The 16,892-nt window shown below is 37.9% G+C and carries 15 protein-coding genes; 5 read left to right on the top strand and 10 right to left on the bottom strand.

What is annotated here, in order from left to right; translation table 11 throughout:
- From P375_RS12500 to P375_RS00160, 3 genes are all read left to right on the top strand, one after another.
- Nucleotides 1–381 (top strand): hypothetical protein (locus P375_RS12500; RefSeq protein ID WP_039132931.1); only part of this gene is annotated, 381 nt, incomplete at its 5' end.
- A gap of 143 nt (nucleotides 382–524) precedes the next feature.
- Complete coding sequence (locus tag P375_RS11940; protein WP_081034562.1) at nucleotides 525–1,211, top strand: factor H binding protein domain-containing protein; 687 nt, start codon at nucleotides 525–527, stop codon at nucleotides 1,209–1,211.
- A gap of 53 nt (nucleotides 1,212–1,264) precedes the next feature.
- Nucleotides 1,265–2,662 (top strand): surface lipoprotein assembly modifier, encoded by a 1,398-nt coding sequence (locus tag P375_RS00160; RefSeq protein ID WP_052121755.1) that lies wholly within the window; start codon nucleotides 1,265–1,267, stop codon nucleotides 2,660–2,662.
- A gap of 119 nt (nucleotides 2,663–2,781) precedes the next feature.
- On the opposite strand, the gene asnS is transcribed toward P375_RS00160, so the two are convergent.
- On the bottom strand, nucleotides 2,782–4,185 hold the full coding sequence (gene asnS, locus P375_RS00155) for an asparagine--tRNA ligase (RefSeq protein ID WP_039132930.1): 1,404 nt from the start codon (nucleotides 4,183–4,185) through the stop codon (nucleotides 2,782–2,784).
- 269 nt (nucleotides 4,186–4,454) lie between these two features.
- On the opposite strand from asnS, the gene P375_RS00150 reads away from it, so the two are divergent.
- The gene (locus P375_RS00150) at nucleotides 4,455–5,666 is read left to right on the top strand and encodes an ROK family protein (protein ID WP_018346583.1); all 1,212 of its coding nucleotides are present in this window, start codon (nucleotides 4,455–4,457) and stop codon (nucleotides 5,664–5,666) included.
- A 168-nt stretch (nucleotides 5,667–5,834) separates the two neighbouring features.
- Here the strand turns inward: P375_RS00150 and P375_RS00145 are convergent, their stop codons facing one another.
- Both P375_RS00145 and P375_RS00140 read right to left on the bottom strand, forming a co-directional pair.
- Nucleotides 5,835–6,887 (bottom strand): Gfo/Idh/MocA family oxidoreductase, encoded by a 1,053-nt coding sequence (locus tag P375_RS00145; protein ID WP_039132929.1) that lies wholly within the window; start codon nucleotides 6,885–6,887, stop codon nucleotides 5,835–5,837.
- 15 nt (nucleotides 6,888–6,902) lie between these two features.
- Nucleotides 6,903–8,291 carry an MATE family efflux transporter gene (locus P375_RS00140; RefSeq protein WP_039132928.1) on the bottom strand — a complete coding sequence of 463 codons (1,389 nt, stop codon included), beginning with the start codon at nucleotides 8,289–8,291 and terminating at the stop codon, nucleotides 6,903–6,905.
- A gap of 65 nt (nucleotides 8,292–8,356) precedes the next feature.
- Here P375_RS00140 and P375_RS00135 point away from each other — a divergent pair, with 65 nt between their 5' ends.
- Nucleotides 8,357–8,971, top strand: coding sequence for a riboflavin synthase (locus P375_RS00135; RefSeq protein ID WP_039132927.1), 615 nt, complete (start codon nucleotides 8,357–8,359; stop codon nucleotides 8,969–8,971).
- A 35-nt stretch (nucleotides 8,972–9,006) separates the two neighbouring features.
- On the opposite strand, the gene purR is transcribed toward P375_RS00135, so the two are convergent.
- The 7 genes from purR to trpE form a co-directional block, all read right to left on the bottom strand.
- Nucleotides 9,007–10,011, bottom strand: coding sequence for an HTH-type transcriptional repressor PurR (gene purR, locus P375_RS00130; RefSeq protein ID WP_039132913.1), 1,005 nt, complete (start codon nucleotides 10,009–10,011; stop codon nucleotides 9,007–9,009).
- 196 nt (nucleotides 10,012–10,207) lie between these two features.
- Nucleotides 10,208–11,020 (bottom strand): tryptophan synthase subunit alpha, encoded by an 813-nt coding sequence (gene trpA / locus P375_RS00125; RefSeq protein WP_039132908.1) that lies wholly within the window; start codon nucleotides 11,018–11,020, stop codon nucleotides 10,208–10,210.
- Entirely contained in the window at nucleotides 11,020–12,216 is a 1,197-nt protein-coding gene (trpB, locus tag P375_RS00120) for a tryptophan synthase subunit beta (RefSeq protein ID WP_039132905.1), read from the bottom strand. The genes trpA and trpB overlap by 1 nt, the downstream gene beginning before the upstream one ends.
- A 9-nt stretch (nucleotides 12,217–12,225) precedes the next feature.
- Nucleotides 12,226–13,650 (bottom strand): bifunctional indole-3-glycerol-phosphate synthase TrpC/phosphoribosylanthranilate isomerase TrpF, encoded by a 1,425-nt coding sequence (trpCF, locus tag P375_RS00115; protein WP_039132902.1) that lies wholly within the window; start codon nucleotides 13,648–13,650, stop codon nucleotides 12,226–12,228.
- A gap of 10 nt (nucleotides 13,651–13,660) precedes the next feature.
- Nucleotides 13,661–14,662 carry an anthranilate phosphoribosyltransferase gene (trpD, locus tag P375_RS00110; protein WP_039132899.1) on the bottom strand — a complete coding sequence of 334 codons (1,002 nt, stop codon included), beginning with the start codon at nucleotides 14,660–14,662 and terminating at the stop codon, nucleotides 13,661–13,663.
- A 48-nt stretch (nucleotides 14,663–14,710) separates the two neighbouring features.
- Nucleotides 14,711–15,292, bottom strand: a complete 582-nt coding sequence (locus tag P375_RS00105) for an aminodeoxychorismate/anthranilate synthase component II (RefSeq protein WP_018346574.1) — start codon at nucleotides 15,290–15,292, stop codon at nucleotides 14,711–14,713.
- Nucleotides 15,293–15,305: 13 nt separating this feature from the next.
- Entirely contained in the window at nucleotides 15,306–16,841 is a 1,536-nt protein-coding gene (gene trpE, locus P375_RS00100; protein WP_039132892.1) for an anthranilate synthase component I, read from the bottom strand.
- Nucleotides 16,842–16,892 lie beyond the last annotated feature (51 nt).

The raw sequence follows: 16,892 nt of genomic DNA, 5'->3' as shown, positions 1-16,892 counted from the left end.
GCCCCTATTTTTTTATGGATAATACTCATTGTTTTAATCAATGGGAGAAAAAATGACCTTCAAAAAATTAATTATTACCAATGCGATTGTTTTAGCTTTAACCGCCTGTGGGGGGGGGGTAGTAACAATATAGACAGATCTAATGTTGAACCAATTATTCCTAATCATCCTCAAGATCAAACAAATAACCTTTCAACCTCTACTGATACCACTCAAAAAGACAAACTCAAGAAAGCTCAAGCTGAACTTGAAATATTGAAAAGATCACAAACAGAAACGCAAAATAAATTAACCGAAACTTCTAACAGCTTGAAAAAAACAGAAGAGAATTTGGTGAGAAAAACTGCTGAATTTGAACACCTAAAAAACTCACAAGCTTAAAGGAAAAGGAAAGGGTTTTTAAAGAATTACAAATACAAAATCAGCACATTACAGCTCAATTAGAATCTAAATTACAAGCGCTATCTGAAACTCATCAAAAATTAACCGAACGTGAGCAACTTATTGAAATTATTAACCAAAAAATGAGTGATACCGTAGAGTCAATGGGGGCAACTTTGGATAACCCATGGCTGATGGAAAAACCTATTAACCACGATCAATTATCTCAAAACCAATTGTATATACAGCCTGTAATGGCTCTTTATCCTTTAGGCGAGGATAGTGAAGGGATGTTGGTTGGTGATAGATATCTTTATAAACAACAATATTCTGTTGTTTATGCTAAAAATTGGTTAGCTTCTTTGCCTGATGGCGTTTTATCAAAAGGAGGGCGTTTCTCTGTTAATGGCATTGGTAACTTATTTGAAGATGAACCGACAATTCTCCCAAGTGAAGGTTCAGCAACGTATCGAGGAAAAGCATTTAATGCGAACAATATGGGAGATTTAACTTATCGTGTTGATTTTGAACAGCGAACGGGTCAAGGGGAAATCACTAATTTTTCAAATAATATAGGTCATATTACCTTACATCAAGGCTCAATTAATGATCAGGAAATTAAAGCTGATGCATCAATGGCAGGCGGAATTACAGGAAAATATACGCTAGGTTTCTTTGGGCCAAATGGGGAAGAAATTGCTGGTGATCTTTATATTGATAGCTCGTTAGACAATAGTATTCCTGCTAACGGAGGCACACGAAAAAAATATGAGGCAAAAAATAGAGGCGTAGCATTTGGTTTAGCAGCTCAAAAAGAATCACAACAGTAGAAATGCAATGCCGTTTAAATACATTTTAAGCGGCATTTTTAAGTATTAAAGCAATGAAAAAATTATTGATCACCAGTTTTGTCATTTTTGCATATTCATTAAATGCTGAATCTTTATTACGGCAAGATCCAATTGATTTTTCGCAAGAAGGTGATATTTCATTACCTACACAGCTAAAATCCAATGCTAATTATCAAAAAATGCCAATGATTCCTATGACATTGCCAATTGATTCACAAATTCAATCTGCGATTTTACAGCAACAATGGGCATTATTACCTAGATTATTAAGGCAATATCAACAACAGGGACATTATGATCCTGCGTTGTATCATTATGCGTTAGCTGCCTATTATTTCAATACGTTACAGTATGATAAAGCTATTCTGCATTATCAAACATTATTAGATTTACACCCTGAAGTCATTTACCCTCGCTTTGATATGGCAGTGATTTTTTTTGAAAATTATCAATATTTACAAGCCAAGCAACAATTTGAACGTTTAATGCTTAAAGCAGATGGCAAATTAAAAACATTGATTGAAGCCTATTTGCAAGAAATTAAACATCGTCAGCAATGGCAGCCCTATGTGAATTTTCAATATGTGAAAACAGATAATGTGAATAATGCTTCTTCTGAACGAGAGATAACTATTAATGGTAAACCGCTTGTAAAAGACGAAGAATCACTTCCTCAATCAGCACAAGGTGTTAGGTATGCGTTTGAACTTGAACGAATAAAAAATATAACAGGCAATCATTTTTGGCAAACGACATTAGGATATAACGGTGTTTACTATTGGGATAATCAATATTATAACGAACAAACTTTACATTTTTCATTGGGTTATATGTGGCGAGATGCTCTGTTTGTTGGAAAAATTATTCCTTTTGTTGAACAGAATTGGTTTGGCGTTCATCGTTACAATCATCAATTTGGCGTAAAGTTGTTTAGCCAAATTCAACTTTCTGAACACTGGCTTTGGCAGAATCGTTTGGCAAATATGAGAAAACATTATGCTGATACTAGTTTGGCAGATCGTTATAATGGTAATGAAAACACTGTTTCGACCACTATAATTTGGCAAGATAATACACATTGGCAATCTTGGCTTAATTTAGAATTGGTGTCCGATCGTTTAAAAGAGAAATCTTCATCATCGTTGAAATGGGCAAGTGGTTTTGGCATTGCTTATTATCAAAAACAATGGGGTACACAAATCAATGTTCGTTATATAGATCGTCATTTTGCTGATCATCACTATTTAATGCATTTAAAACGGCACGACAGAGAATATCAACTAAATGGTGCGATTTGGTATCAAAAATTATCTTGGAGAGGCTTCTTGCCTAAATTACATATCCGCTATCAACGGATAAACAGCAATATTCCTGCACTTTATAGCCGAAAAAATCAGGAACTCTTTTTTACGATAGAGAAGCAATTTTAGTAAAATGCTTAATGTTAGAAATAAAGGTTGTTAAATTAATGGACTGAATCCCGATCAATACAGGATTCAGTCCTTAAAATAGCAGTCTAACTTTTCAGTGTCAGATCATATTTTCGTTATTAGAAATTGGCATTTCTTGGGGCGCGAGGGAACGGAATGACGTCACGGATATTTTGCACACCGGTCACATAAACAATCAATCGTTCGAAACCTAAACCAAAACCTGAGTGAGGCACTGTGCCGTAACGACGTAAATCACGATACCACCAATAATCCTCTTTCTTAAGGCCCATTTCATCCATACGTTTATCTAATACCTCTAAACGCTCTTCACGCTGTGAACCGCCGATAATTTCTCCGATGCCGGGAGCAAGTACATCCATTGCGGCAACAGTTTTACCATCATCATTCAAGCGCATATAGAATGCTTTGATATCTTTAGGATAATTTTTGACAACTACCGGTGATTTAAAGTGTTCTTCTGCAAGATAACGTTCGTGTTCAGAAGAGAGGTCAATTCCCCATTCAACAGGAAATTCAAATTTCTTACCGGATTTCTTCAAAATTTCGATAGCATCGGTGTAATCCACTTGCGTAAAATCAGACGAAATAAAATCTTGTAGACGAGAAATTACAGTGTTATCAATATGTTTTGCAAAGAATTCCATATCATCCATACGTTCATCCAAAACTGCTTTGAATACATATTTCAACATATCTTCTGCTAATTTGGCATTATCGGCTAAAGTGGCAAACGCCATTTCAGGTTCAACCATCCAGAATTCAGCCAAATGACGAGTGGTGTTGGAATTTTCTGCACGGAATGTTGGGCCAAAAGTATAGATTTTACTTAAAGCACAAGCATAAGTTTCACCGTTAAGCTGCCCAGATACGGTAAGGAAAGATTCTTTACCGAAGAAATCTTGGCTAAAATCAATTTCACCTTGTTCCGTTTTTGGCAAATTGGTTAAATCTAAAGTTGAAACGCGGAACATTTCACCAGCCCCTTCAGTATCAGAAGCAGTGATTAATGGTGTTGCAACCCAATAAAAGCCTTGTTCATTAAAGAAACGATGAATTGCTTGAGCCAAACAGTGGCGTACACGCGCAACCGCACCGATTAAATTGGTACGTGGACGTAAGTGCGCCACTTCACGTAAATATTCAACGGAATGGCGTTTTGCTGCCATTGGATAAGTATCAGGATCTTCAACCCAACCACAAACCTCTACTTTTTGTGCCTGCATTTCAACCGCCTGTCCTTGTGCAGGAGAGGCTACTACTTTACCGGTTACAATTACGGAACAGCCGGCGGTTAAGCGAAGAATTTCAGACTGATAATTTTCGATTGTTTGTTCAATTACTACTTGGATTGGCGCAAAGCAGGAACCATCATAAACGGCAAGGAAAGAAACACCGGCTTTTGAATCACGACGGGTACGCACCCAACCTTGTACAGTTGCGGTTTCACCAATCGCAACATCACCTTTTAAAATTTGAGCAACAGATTTAGCTTGTGTCATAGTTACCTCAGTGAATTAATCAATTTCTTGTTTTTCATTAGGTCGGTCATTCTACAATACTTTCCCCACCCGATAAATGCACAAAACGACAAAGCGGAACAAATTCTCAACAAAATTTAAAAATTAAAAAAGATTTGAACAATAAAATGTGATATTTAACGCAAATTTGATCCAACCCCCTTGAGATAAGAGGCAAAAATTCGTATAAAGCTAAATTTATTGTCTTATGGAGTCAAACGCTTTCAGTTTTAGTTGTTTGTTAAAGGATTATGGCAAAGCAGTTATTGAATTCACCACAAAAATTACAACATTTGGGTATGATCTATCGTTTGATAGAACAGTTCGATCTTATTTCTCGCATTGATTTATCAAAAATTTCCGGTCTGGCACCGGCAAGTATTACTAATTTCACGCGTGAATTGATTGATCTCAAACTGGTGATAGAACGAACCACACAAACGCCGATTGTGAGAGGGCGACCGGCAGTCGGGCTGGCAATATCGCCTTTTCATTGGCAATCTGTTTGTGTTGTGCTAGGCGAATATGAGATGAAAATTTTTCTGTGTGAGCTGAATGGCAAAGTGGTGCAGGAGAAACATTATCCGATCTTAGTCAATCAACACGCCCAGTTAGCGCAGTTATTGGTGAGAAATTTAACCGATTTTCAGGCTGCTTGTCAGCGCCACGTTGCGCAAATTTTCGCTATCTCGGTGGTTGTTATTGGGCAGTTGAATCGTCGGCAGAGCGGTATTGCACGCTTGGGTCGTCAAGTCATCGATATTGAGCTGCAATCGGTTTTACACCAAACTTTTCATTTGCCGATTATTTTGTCCGAATATTTTGCTTCTTGGGTTTTTGCCGAATCTTCTTTGGGTGGTGCGATCAGTAGTGACAATGTGATTTTTTTACAGGTCGACGACAGCATTAATATGAGTGTTTTGATTAAAGGCAAAATGCTGCAAGCTGATAAACAGCAGCGGATGAATATTGATCGAGTTTGCCTGCCGATGCTGAGTCCGCTAGCGAATATTATCGGTGAACGTTTGCCGGCGGAAGATCGCCAACAATTGAAGCATCACGTCACTTATTCTGCGATTTATCAGCTTATCGATCGTCTGTTACCAAATAGTCTTGAAGATAATGAACGGAAAATTCAATATTTATGCGAACAGGCAGAGCAGGGCAATAAACAGGCAATCGAAATTATTCATTATGTCGCGGACAATATTTCATATGTGCTGATGAATTTAGTGAATATATTTTCATCAGATAAAATAATGATCAATTCGAGTGTTCTTGGTTCGCACACTCTGTTTGTTGAGCGACTAAAACAGAAGTTAAATGAGAATTTGCTGTTGGATCAGCATCAAGTTGATGTGATTACCGGGCATTATTCACAGAATGATGCGGTGGTGGCAAATGCAATGGTGAAAAAATATCTTTATAGCGGTGAGTTGATTGATTCATTAAGTAGTATTTAAGCTAAACCCGGAAAGAAAAAACCCCCGTTCCAAGAGAGAACGGGGGGAGGTTTCAATGAATAAAATAAAAAACATCTGCTTACGCATTTGCAGTCACTAGCGATTACTAAGACCGCTATAAAAATAAAAAGTTCCAAAAATTTTAAAAATATTTGAAATTTATTTATCTTATTGTTTTATATTGATTTTTACTCCAGTTTCTGCACTTTGGTATACTTTTTCAATCAATTCTAAAACAATGACAGCCTGATCAGCAGTGACGGCAAGCGGTTCATTAGAAGTTAATGCCTCATAAATATTGTCATAGTAGGCTTGATAATTACCATTGACAGTTTCTAACTGAGTGCGAATATGGACACCGTTAATTTCAGTGTTCAAAAATCCCCAATATATTTTATCTTCTTTATTCCAGTTGCCTTTCGGTTCAATGCCGGCAATAAGAAGCGGCTCCTGATTATCCAATTCATATTTGACATAAGAGCCTAAAGTGCCGTGCAGAGCAATAGTCGGTCCTTTTTCACGTACATACTTACTCGAAGACATCACCACTTTTTTATCATCATAATAAAAATAGATCTGAAAATTATCTTCGCCAAGAGAACCTGGATGTTGGTAGCGTAAATCAGCATAAAGCGCTTTCGGCAAACCGAATAAATGCACCGCACCGTCAATTAAATGCACACCTAAGTCGTAAACTAAACCAACTCCACGCTCACCGGTTTCTTTCCATTGTTTACTGTTTTTAGCTTGTGTATAACGATCAAAATGAATTTCATAATCGACAACATCTCCTATGAGTTGATTTTCGAGAACTTGTTTGACCGTTAACACGCCATTATCCCAACGGCGATTTTGATAGACTGATAATTTTACTTGTTTTTGTTGAGCTAATTTCACTAACTCTTTTGCTTCCGCTGAAGTTGTACTTAGCGGTTTTTCAACAATGACGTGTTTCCCTGCCATAATTGCCTGTTTGGCGAAAGAGTAGTGTGTCAGATTTGGTGTAGTGATAATGACTAAATCAACATCATCTGCCAGTAAATCTGCAAAAGTACGCACGGTGGTAATTTGTGGAAATTTTTCCGCCACTTTGTTGCCTCTACGCTCAAAAATTTTAACAATTTTAAAACGTGGATCACGCATTAAAAATGGTAAATGAAAAACGTTGGCGGACATACCAAAACCGGCAATACCGACACGAATAACTTGTTCTGATTGCATAAAAATACTCCTTTTTTATTTAATCTTATCCAAATGAGCCAATAGCACTTCATCGGGTAAATTTTGGATATGACGTAAACGTAAAAACAGCAAAATTGCTGCGGTGGTTAAACAAAAAACAAAGCCAATCCAGAAACCTTTCGCTGTCATATGTGGCACAATCCAATCAGTCATTCCTAAAATATAGCCGACCGGCATTCCAATTACCCAATAACCGAAAAGTGAAATCCATAATACTGATTTAGTATCTTTATAGCCACGCAATGCTCCACCAATGATGGATTGCACCGTATCAGAAAATTGATATAGTGCGGCGAAAATTAAAAGTGAAGATGCCATCATAATTACTTCAATATCATTGACGAAAATAGAAGCAACCCACTCTCTGAATAATAGAGTTAGAGAAGCGGTAAAACAAGTAACAGTTAAACCGAAAAAGAGAGCACAATAAGTAAACTGTTTTGCTACTGCCGGCTTGCCTTTACCTAAATTTTGCCCAACGAGGATTGTAGTTGCCATTGATATAGACATTGGTAACATATAAATGAATGAACTGGTATTCAACGCAATTTGATGGCTAGCTATAATTTCTGCACCAAATGGCGAAATTAATAATGAAATGATACAAAAAAGCAACACCTCACAACAAATTGCTACCGCAATAGGAAATCCTAATCGAATCAATTTACTCAAAGTTTTCCAATTCGGTTTTTCAATAATATGTGCAAAAATTTTCAGATCACGCTGACTCGGCACTTTGTAACAATAAATTGTGATTAAAATAAAGCTGACCCAATTCAAAATCATTGTCGCAATTCCACAGCCAATTGCGCCGAATGCAGGTATCCCGAATGCCCCGTAAATAAAGATATAATTGAGAGGTACATTGAGTAACAAACAGGTAAAGGCAATCTCCATCGCCGGTTTTGTTTTAGCAATACCATCATTTAAACAGCGGAAAGTAATCATTAATAAATAGGGTAATGCGCCAAAGGCCATTACTTTTAAATAACCAGTCGTGATATGTGCCAGTTCTTCATCCATTTGCATATAGTCAATGATGAAGTGAGCATTATAAACAATCAGAAAAATAGGAATGCTGATAGTAAATGCTATCCAAAAGCCCTGCCGAACCTGATGTGCAATCAAATTGCGTTTGCCGGAACCATTTAAATAAGAAATGGTTGGTGGTAAGGCTAATAATAAACCTTGACCGAATAATAACAAAGGAAACCAAATAGAAGCACCGACAGAAATCGCTGCCATATCTTTTGCACTAACACGCCCTGCCATTATAGTATCGATCAATCCCATAGAGTTTTGTGCAATTTGTGCAAGCAAAATAGGCGTAGCTAATTTAATTAATTCAATAATTTGTGTTTTATATCTTTGCCAATTTGTCATAAAATGCCCGATATTTAGTTGCTATCGTTATAGGAATAACAATATCATTTTTATAAGAGGGAAATATGTTTACTGGAATAATTCAAGGAAAAGCAAAAATCCAAGAAATTAAAAGTAAAGGCGACAATTTTAGAACACACGTTATAAAAATGCCACAGGATTTACTTGCCGGATTAGCATTAGGAGCATCTGTTGCACATAATGGCGTTTGTTTAACAGTAACGGACATTCAAAATGATTTGATTAGTTTCGATTTAATGCAAGAAACGTTACGAGTTACCAATCTTGGTCAACTTAGAGTAGGGGATGAAATTAATGTTGAACGAGCGATGAAAATCGGTGATGAAGTGGGCGGACATCTATTGTCAGGGCACGTTTATTGCACTGCTTCGGTCGCAGAAATTATTCAATCACCGAACAACTGCCAAATATGGTTTACTTTACCGAATCAGGATGTAATGAAATATATTCTGACAAAAGGTTATATTGCTATTGATGGCATTAGTTTGACCATTGGTGAGGTAAAAGAGCAATCATTTTGTGTTAATTTAATTCCAGAAACGTTACAACGTACCATTATCTCGCAAAAACAGGTCGGAGATTTAGTTAATATTGAGCTGGATTCTCAAACACAAGCAGTGGTTGATACGGTTGAACGTTATTTAAGCCAACAAAAATAACGAAAAAAGTGCAGAAGATTCTGCACTTTCTATGATTAATTTAGTTTTTTCACCGATTTACGAATGACCAATTCAGGATGCATTTCAATTTTTGCCGGCTCTTTATTTTTATCAGTCATTCGAGCAATTAACAGATCCATTGCCATAATGCCCAAACGCATTTTGGATTGATGAATCGTCGTCAATGGTGGGGCATAAAAGCGGGAAGCGTGAATATCATCATAACCAATAATGGAGATATCTTGTGGCACAGACAGCCCTTTTTCACCAATGGCGGAAATTGCACCTAAAGCCATAACATCATTGCAACAAAAAACAGCAGTCGGCAGGTTATTTTGAGCTAAAATTTTATTCATACACTCAAATCCATCTTCTGGTTCAAAATGCCCCTCTAGCACCCAGTCCGGATTAATACTTAATCCCTTTTCATTCATTGCTTTTACATAGCCATCATAACGTGTTTTTGCTGTTGTTTTATTGAGATCACCGGCAATAATTCCGATTTTTTTATGTCCACAGTCAATTAAATATTTAGTTGCTAAATAACCACCTTCAAAGCTATTATCTTGAATTACATCCATTTTTGAATTGTTTGGTCCCCAATCCATTACTACTAATGGTAGGGTAGAAAAGCTCTCAAACAAGTTCACTGAATCTTGAGTATACTCAGAACACATAACTAAAATCCCATCAACCCGTTTTTTAACCAACATATCTAAATGATTACTGATTTTTTGGAAATTATTCTGTGTATTACATAAAAACAGAGAATATCCCCGTTGATAACAATATTCTTCCACAGCATGTACAATTTCTGCAAAATAAGGGGTTTCACTGGTGGTAATAATCATACCAATTGATTTAGTTGTATTCACCTTTAAACTGCGTGCTACTGCACTTGGCGAGTAATTTAGCTGCTGAATCGCATCTTGAACCAACTTTGACGTATCTTCAGACACAAATCTGGTTTTGTTAATCACATGAGAAACCGTTGTTGTTGATACGCCTGCTAATTTAGCGACATCTTTAATTGTAGCCATTCTTACCTCCAAAAAATTTGCGCTATTATAAAGATAAAATCACGATTTGTGACTTTTTTTATCCATTTTGTGCATCAGATCACAGAAATTATTGTGTTTTTGTAGATAAAAGCAGGATCATTATTGTAGGTTAAGAAAATAAAAAGTGATTTTATGAATAACGGGGCGAATAATGTGAAAACGCCCCGATTTGATTTTATACCAATTCAGTTGCAGCTTTCATATTTCGCACAAATTCAGCTAATTCGACAAGGCATTGAGGATGGTTATTAAGATTCCGTTCGATAATTCTAACCACTGCAGACCCTGAAATTGCTCCGTCCGTACCAGAAGTAATTGCTTCCTGAACTTGTTCCGGTTTAGCAATGCCAAAACCTTGTAAAATAGGTGGCGCATTATGTAATTTTAGGCGAGAAATAAGATCTTCTAAATTGCTTGCGTGTGCTTGATTTTCAGCACTGGTAACGCCTGCACGTGACACAAGATAAGTATATCCTTCACTATTTTTCGCTACACCATCAATCGTTTTTTCGCTAGCATTCGGTGGGCAAATAAATACCGGCTGAATACCATATTTTTTCGCTGTGGTAACATAAGGTTCCGCAGCAAGTAGAGGCACATCGGCAACCAGTACCGCATCAACGCCAACTCGTTGGCAACGTTGATAAAAACCATCTAATGTTTTGGCATAGATTAAATTGGCACAAAGTAATAGACTGATTGGAATTTGTGGATATTTTTGGCGTACTTTTTCTAATAATTGAAAACAGGCATCAGTACTGAATCCGGCAGATAATGCTCTGTTATTCGCAGCTTGGATTACCGGCCCGTCTAATAAAGGATCTGAAAAAGGAAAACCTAATTCTAACGCATCGGCACCGTTATCGACTAAAGTACAAATAATTTCAAAAGAGCGGTCTAATGTTGGATCGCATAATGTCACAAAAGGAACAAATGCTCCCTGTTTTTGTTGATTTAGTTTTTTAAAAAGTTGATCAAAACGGCTCATTAGTTCACTCCTTGTGCATTTAGGATTTTATCTACAGTGAAAATATCTTTATCTCCACGTCCAGAAAGATTAACTACCAAAAGTTGCTCTTTTTCTGGATTCTGTTTTATCAATTTTAAAGCATAAGCTAAGGCGTGCGAGGATTCCAATGCTGGAATAATGCCTTCATATTGTGCCAATTGCTGGAATGCATCAAGGGCTTCATCATCAGTAATAGAAACATATTGCGCACGTCCTATACTGTTCAAATAAGCGTGCTGTGGCCCAACGGACGGGAAGTCCAACCCAGCAGAAATAGAGTAGGATTCTTCGATCTGACCATCTTTTGTTTGCATTAATGGTGATTTCATTCCGAAATAAATACCAATAGAACCGTGTCCAAGCGGTGCGCCGTGATCTCCAGTTTCAATTCCTTTACCTGCCGGCTCAACACCGATGAGTTTTACTGACTCTTCTTTAATAAAATCAGCAAACATTCCAATTGAATTTGATCCTCCACCAACACAGGCAATCACAGCATCCGGTAAGCGTCCTTCACGTTCAAAAACTTGACGTTTGGTTTCTTCGCCAATCATTTTTTGAAATTCACGCACAATAGTTGGAAACGGATGCGGACCGGCAGCAGTACCTAATAAATAATGGGCTTTATCGTAATTGGCTGACCAATCGCGCATTGCTTCGCAGCAAGCATCTTTTAACGAGCAGGAACCTTTATTAACGGAAATGACCTCTGCCCCCATAAGGCGCATTCTGAAAACATTTGGCGATTGACGCTCAACATCTTTTGCTCCCATATAAATACGACATTTTAATCCAAGCATTGCACAGGCCAGAGCAGTAGCAACTCCGTGTTGGCCGGCACCGGTTTCAGCAATAATCTCAGTTTTACCCATTCGCATTGCCAATAATGCTTGACCTAATACCTGATTGGTTTTGTGTGCGCCCCCGTGTAAAAGATCTTCTCGTTTTAAATAGAGTTTGGTTTTTGTATCTTTAGTTAAGTTTCGGCACAAAGTTAATGCGGTCGGGCGACCGGCATAATTTTGTAGCAAATCGTTAAATTGTTTTTGAAATTCCGGATCCTGACGCGCCTCAACAAACGCTTTTTCTAGTTGTTGTAACACTGGAACAAGAATTTCTGGCACATACATTCCACCGAATTCGCCAAAATAAGGGTTTAATAATGTATCACTCATAACTTCATCCTAATAATTGATAATTTGTTGGAAAATGGTATGTAATTTAGCCGCATCTTTTATGCCCGGTTTACTTTCTACACCGGAATTAATATCTAAACCTAAACAAGATTGAGACATCGCAGCATCCACATTATCACTGTTTAGACCACCAGCAAGCATAATTTTCTGCTTCCATTGCGAAGGTAAAAGAGTCCAATCAAAAATTTTTCCGGTGCCACCTTTTTGTAATTTTAATTGTGCATCAAAGACATAACGGTCAATATTTTCATCAGGATTAAATTGAAAATACGAATTTTCTACGTCAACGCTGATTGCCTTCCAAATTTGACATTTCGGCGGTAATTGTTGGCGTAATTGCTGAATAAAGCTGCTATCTTCGTGACCGTGTAACTGAACAGCAAATAATGATAATTGCTGACTCAATTTCACAATCAGATCAATCTCTTGATTCTGAAAAACGCCGACATAGTGCAGCGGTGCAGCGGTACTAATCTCTTGGGCTTGTCTTAAACTGACACAGCGAGGAGAGTGTTCGGCAAAAATTAAGCCGCCATATAATGCCCCTTCTTGATATGCCTGTTTAGCATCTTGCGGGCGAGTTAAACCACAAACCTTATTTTCGCCATAAATAATGGCTCTAACGGCAGTGTTAAGATCATCACTGCCCATTAAACTGCTGCCGATTAAAAAGGCATTAGCGACCGGCTTTAATTGTTGCACTTGTTGATGAGTATAGATACCCGATTCGCTGATAACAATACGGTCTTGCGGAATTTGTGAAGCAAGATCTAACGTACGTTGCAAATCAACGGAGAGATCGTGCAGATTACGGTTATTAATGCCAATGACTTTTGCGCCTAGTTTGATTGCACGTTCCAACTCTTCCTGATTAGAGGTTTCTGTCAGCACTCCCATTCCCAAAGAGTGAGCAAGATCCGACAATATACGATAAGTATCATCATTTACTACCGACAACATCAATAAAATGGCATCAGCTTGATGATAACGTGCCAAATAAACCTGATATTCACTAATCATAAAATCTTTGCAAAGAACAGGTTGAGAAATACGTTGGCGAACACGTGGCAAATAGGCAAAATCTCCTTGGAAATATTTCTCATCCGTTAAGACTGAAACCGCTGCGGCATAATGGCGGTAAACATCAGCAATTCCTTCTAAATCAAATGCTTCCCGAATTAATCCTTTTGATGGAGAAGCTTTCTTACATTCTAAAATAAATGCCGGTTGCTGGTGAGTCCCTTTGGCTAACGCTTGATAAAAATCACGATCACTTTTTGTCACTTTTGCCTGAAACGCTGCCAAAGGCAATTGCTGCTGCTTTTGTTGTACCCAAATTAATTTATCCGCCACAATTTTTTGCAATACGGTTGCTTTATGTTGCAATGTTTGTGAAAAATTTTGTGTAATCATTGTTATCTCATTAATATTGTGAAAGTTTTTCTAATGTTTTATAGGCGTTGCCACTGGCAATCTGTTCCAATACTTGCTGTGTCGTTTGTTTTAGATCTTGATAACCGAAAAGTCTTAAAAGCAGAGCAGTATTCGCAGCGACTGCATTAACGTGGGCCGGTTCGCCTTTTCCTTGTAATAATGCGCGAATATATTGTGCATTTTGTTCCGGTTCACCACCGCGAATTGCATCAAGTGGTTGCGGTTTTAATCCGAAATCTTCTGCGGTTAATGTATAGCGTTCGATTTTACCTTGATAAATTTCAGCTACTTGTGTTTCTGCGTGTAATGCTACTTCATCCAAGCCGGCGCCGTGAACGACAATACTATGTTGATGCCCCAACGTTAATGCGGTTTCAGCATAAGGTTGTAGTAATTTTTCATCATAAACGCCTAATAATTGATGTTTTGGTTTTGCCGGGTTAATCAATGGTCCAAGAATGTTGAAAATGGTTCTGGTTTTTAACGCCTGACGTACCGGCACTGCGTGTTTAAAACCACGATGGTATTGTGGGGCAAATAAAAAACAGATACCGATTTCATCCAGTGCTTTACGCGCGGTGGTCGCATCTAAATCTAAACGAGCACCTAATGCTGCCAATACATCGCTTGATCCGGTTTTACTGGAAACGCTTCTATTACCGTGTTTGGCGACTTTTGCGCCCATACTGGCGGCAATAATGGCGCTGGCAGTAGAGAGGTTGATGGTATTTGCACCGTCACCGCCGGTACCGACAATATCGGCAAAGACATAATCTGGTGTAGGGAAAGGTTCAGCAGCTGCTTGTAATGCGGTTACCGCACCACTGATTTCATCTACTGTTTCTCCCTTGAGTTTCAGAGCTATCAATGCACCGGCTAATTGTTCATTAGATAATTCACCTTGTACGACTGCAGTAAAAAGCTGTTTGCTTTGTTCACGAGAAAGGGAAGTGCCATTAAATAATTGCTCTAATATTTGTTGTGTTTCCATTATTATTGTCCTCAAGTTTATTTAATTTTTGTTGTTTCTATAGTTGGCTTAATGAGCTAATAACCAATCAATGGTCTGTTTTAAAAGTTGTCCACCTTGTACGGTTAAAATAGATTCTGGGTGAAATTGGAAGCCGCAAATCGGCAAGGATTGATGACGAACCGCCATCACAATGTGATTATATTCTGCGTTTACAATCAATTCGGATGGCAAGTTGCTCCCCATTAAAGAGTGGTAACGAGCAACAGAGAGTGGATTAGGCAATCCGGCAAACATTGCTTGATTGTCGTGCGTAATTTTCGATACTTTTCCGTGCATTACTTCACCGGCGTGGACAATTTCCCCACCGAATGCTTCAATAATGGCTTGATGCCCTAAACAAATGCCAATAATTGGACACTGATGTTTCAATGCATTGATTAACGGCAACATATTGCCAGCCTGCTGAGGATTTCCGGGACCGGGAGAAAGTGCCAAAATAGTATCAGATTGCGCTGTTGCTGCTTTAATCAATGTATCCAATTCGCAATCGTTACGATACACTGTCACGTTATGTCCAAGCACACGAAATTGATCGACAAGATTGTAGGTAAAAGAGTCAAAATTATCTAAAAAAAGAATATTAGCCATAACAAAATCCTTACTATTGGCAATTTGTCTGTTTAATTGCCTTAATCACGGCAGCCGCTTTATGTCTGGTTTCATCGGCTTCCATTTGTGGGTCGGAATCCAATACTTCGCCGCAACCAGCTTGAATATAAGCTGTTCCGTTTTGCACAAAAGCAGAGCGAATCACAATGCAGGTATCTAGATCACCTTCCGAGGAGAGGTAACCAACCGCACCGCCATAACTATGGCGGCGTTGTTTTTCCACTTGATAAATCAGTTGCATTGCTTTGATTTTAGGCGCACCGGTTAATGTTCCCATATTCATACAGGCTTGATAAGCGTGTAGCGCATCCAATTCAGGTTTAAGTTTACCGACAACTCTCGATACTAAATGCATAATGTGAGAATAACGATCAACTTGCATAAGTTCTGCAACGCGGCGTGTTCCGCTTTCACATACGCGAGCAATATCATTTCTAGCCAAATCAACTAACATAAGATGTTCAGATTGTTCTTTATGATCCAAGCGCATTTCCAGTTCCAAACGAGCATCCAATTCAGGATCGATATTACCTTGCGCGTCAAAGCCTCTTGGACGAGAACCGGCAATCGGATAAATCTCCAATTGACGGGTAGCTTCAGTATATTTTAATGCGCTTTCAGGTGAAGCACCGAACAGGGTAAATTCTTCATCTTGCATAAAAAACATATAAGGGCTTGGATTATTATGCTTTAATTGATGATAGGCTGCTAATGGGCTAGGGCAGTCAAGCGAAAAGCGACGAGAAGGTACAATTTGGAAAACATCACCGATATTAATGTGATGTTTTAGGCGTTCAATAATAGTTTTAAAAGCCTCATCTTTGATATTGACTTTGACTTCAGTAGAAGCGTTTCGACGCGATAATACAATATTATTATTAGATAAAGTCGAAACTATCTGTTCTGCTTGTTGCTGTAATTTTGTTCTATGTTGTTCAGAAAAAGCGTAAGTATAAAGTGTTGCCTGTTCACTTTGATGATCGATTACAATTAATTGTTCAGCTAAGTAAAAGCTATAATCCGGAGAAGTCAAACCATCATCTTCTAAATAAATGTCTTGCATTGGAATGAAATTAGCCACTAAATCATAAGCAAAAAGCCCCCCTAGTAAAATTGGTTGAGAGTAGGGTTGATATTGCTGTAATAAAGTTCGCAATCCATCAAATATGGTAATGGTTTTTAATTTACTGTCTTCATCCAACTCATTATTTAATAAGGGAAAAATAACGCTTAACTGATGTGTTGAGTGTTGGGTTTGTAATGTTGTATTAATAGAAAAATGTTGTTGAAGTTGGGCTAAAACATCCGTTCCGTTCTCAGTTAAAGCAATAAATTCTACAGTTTGTTTTCTACATACCACTTTTACCGCAGTTTGAGCGATTAATAAGCTTTTTAGGCTGTTTTTACTACCAATTTCAGCGGAATCTAATAAAAGTGTGTTTGGTTTGTTCTCACAAAGACGGGCAAAAAGAGAAGTTGTGTCCGCTTGATAGGGAATAGTTTGTTGGATAACGTCTAAAAAAGCCACGATAGCATCCTCTCTGATATTATTTTGTACTAGCAAAATAGTACAACTACA

The organism is Gallibacterium genomosp. 2 (genome assembly GCF_000771895.1).
Classification (GTDB): Bacteria; Pseudomonadota; Gammaproteobacteria; order Enterobacterales; family Pasteurellaceae; genus Gallibacterium.
The sequence above is the reverse complement of the archived record's forward strand: the minus strand, read 5'-3'. Positions and strand labels throughout refer to the sequence as shown.

Excerpts from the sequence above, each read along its gene's own strand:
- P375_RS00160 (WP_052121755.1), top strand. The coding sequence starts at position 1,265 with ATGAAAAAATTATTGATCACCAGTTTTGTCATTTTTGCATATTCATTA.
- trpA (WP_039132908.1), bottom strand. The coding sequence starts at position 11,020 with ATGAGCCGTTTTGATCAACTTTTTAAAAAACTAAATCAACAAAAACAG.
- trpD (WP_039132899.1), bottom strand. The coding sequence starts at position 14,662 with ATGGAAACACAACAAATATTAGAGCAATTATTTAATGGCACTTCCCTT.
- P375_RS11940 (WP_081034562.1), top strand. The coding sequence starts at position 525 with ATGAGTGATACCGTAGAGTCAATGGGGGCAACTTTGGATAACCCATGG.
- P375_RS00140 (WP_039132928.1), bottom strand. The coding sequence starts at position 8,291 with ATGACAAATTGGCAAAGATATAAAACACAAATTATTGAATTAATTAAA.
- trpB (WP_039132905.1), bottom strand. The coding sequence starts at position 12,216 with ATGAGTGATACATTATTAAACCCTTATTTTGGCGAATTCGGTGGAATG.
- P375_RS00150 (WP_018346583.1), top strand. The coding sequence starts at position 4,455 with ATGGCAAAGCAGTTATTGAATTCACCACAAAAATTACAACATTTGGGT.
- trpCF (WP_039132902.1), bottom strand. The coding sequence starts at position 13,650 with ATGATTACACAAAATTTTTCACAAACATTGCAACATAAAGCAACCGTA.
- asnS (WP_039132930.1), bottom strand. The coding sequence starts at position 4,185 with ATGACACAAGCTAAATCTGTTGCTCAAATTTTAAAAGGTGATGTTGCG.
- purR (WP_039132913.1), bottom strand. The coding sequence starts at position 10,011 with ATGGCTACAATTAAAGATGTCGCTAAATTAGCAGGCGTATCAACAACA.
- P375_RS00145 (WP_039132929.1), bottom strand. The coding sequence starts at position 6,887 with ATGCAATCAGAACAAGTTATTCGTGTCGGTATTGCCGGTTTTGGTATG.
- P375_RS00135 (WP_039132927.1), top strand. The coding sequence starts at position 8,357 with ATGTTTACTGGAATAATTCAAGGAAAAGCAAAAATCCAAGAAATTAAA.
- P375_RS00105 (WP_018346574.1), bottom strand. The coding sequence starts at position 15,292 with ATGGCTAATATTCTTTTTTTAGATAATTTTGACTCTTTTACCTACAAT.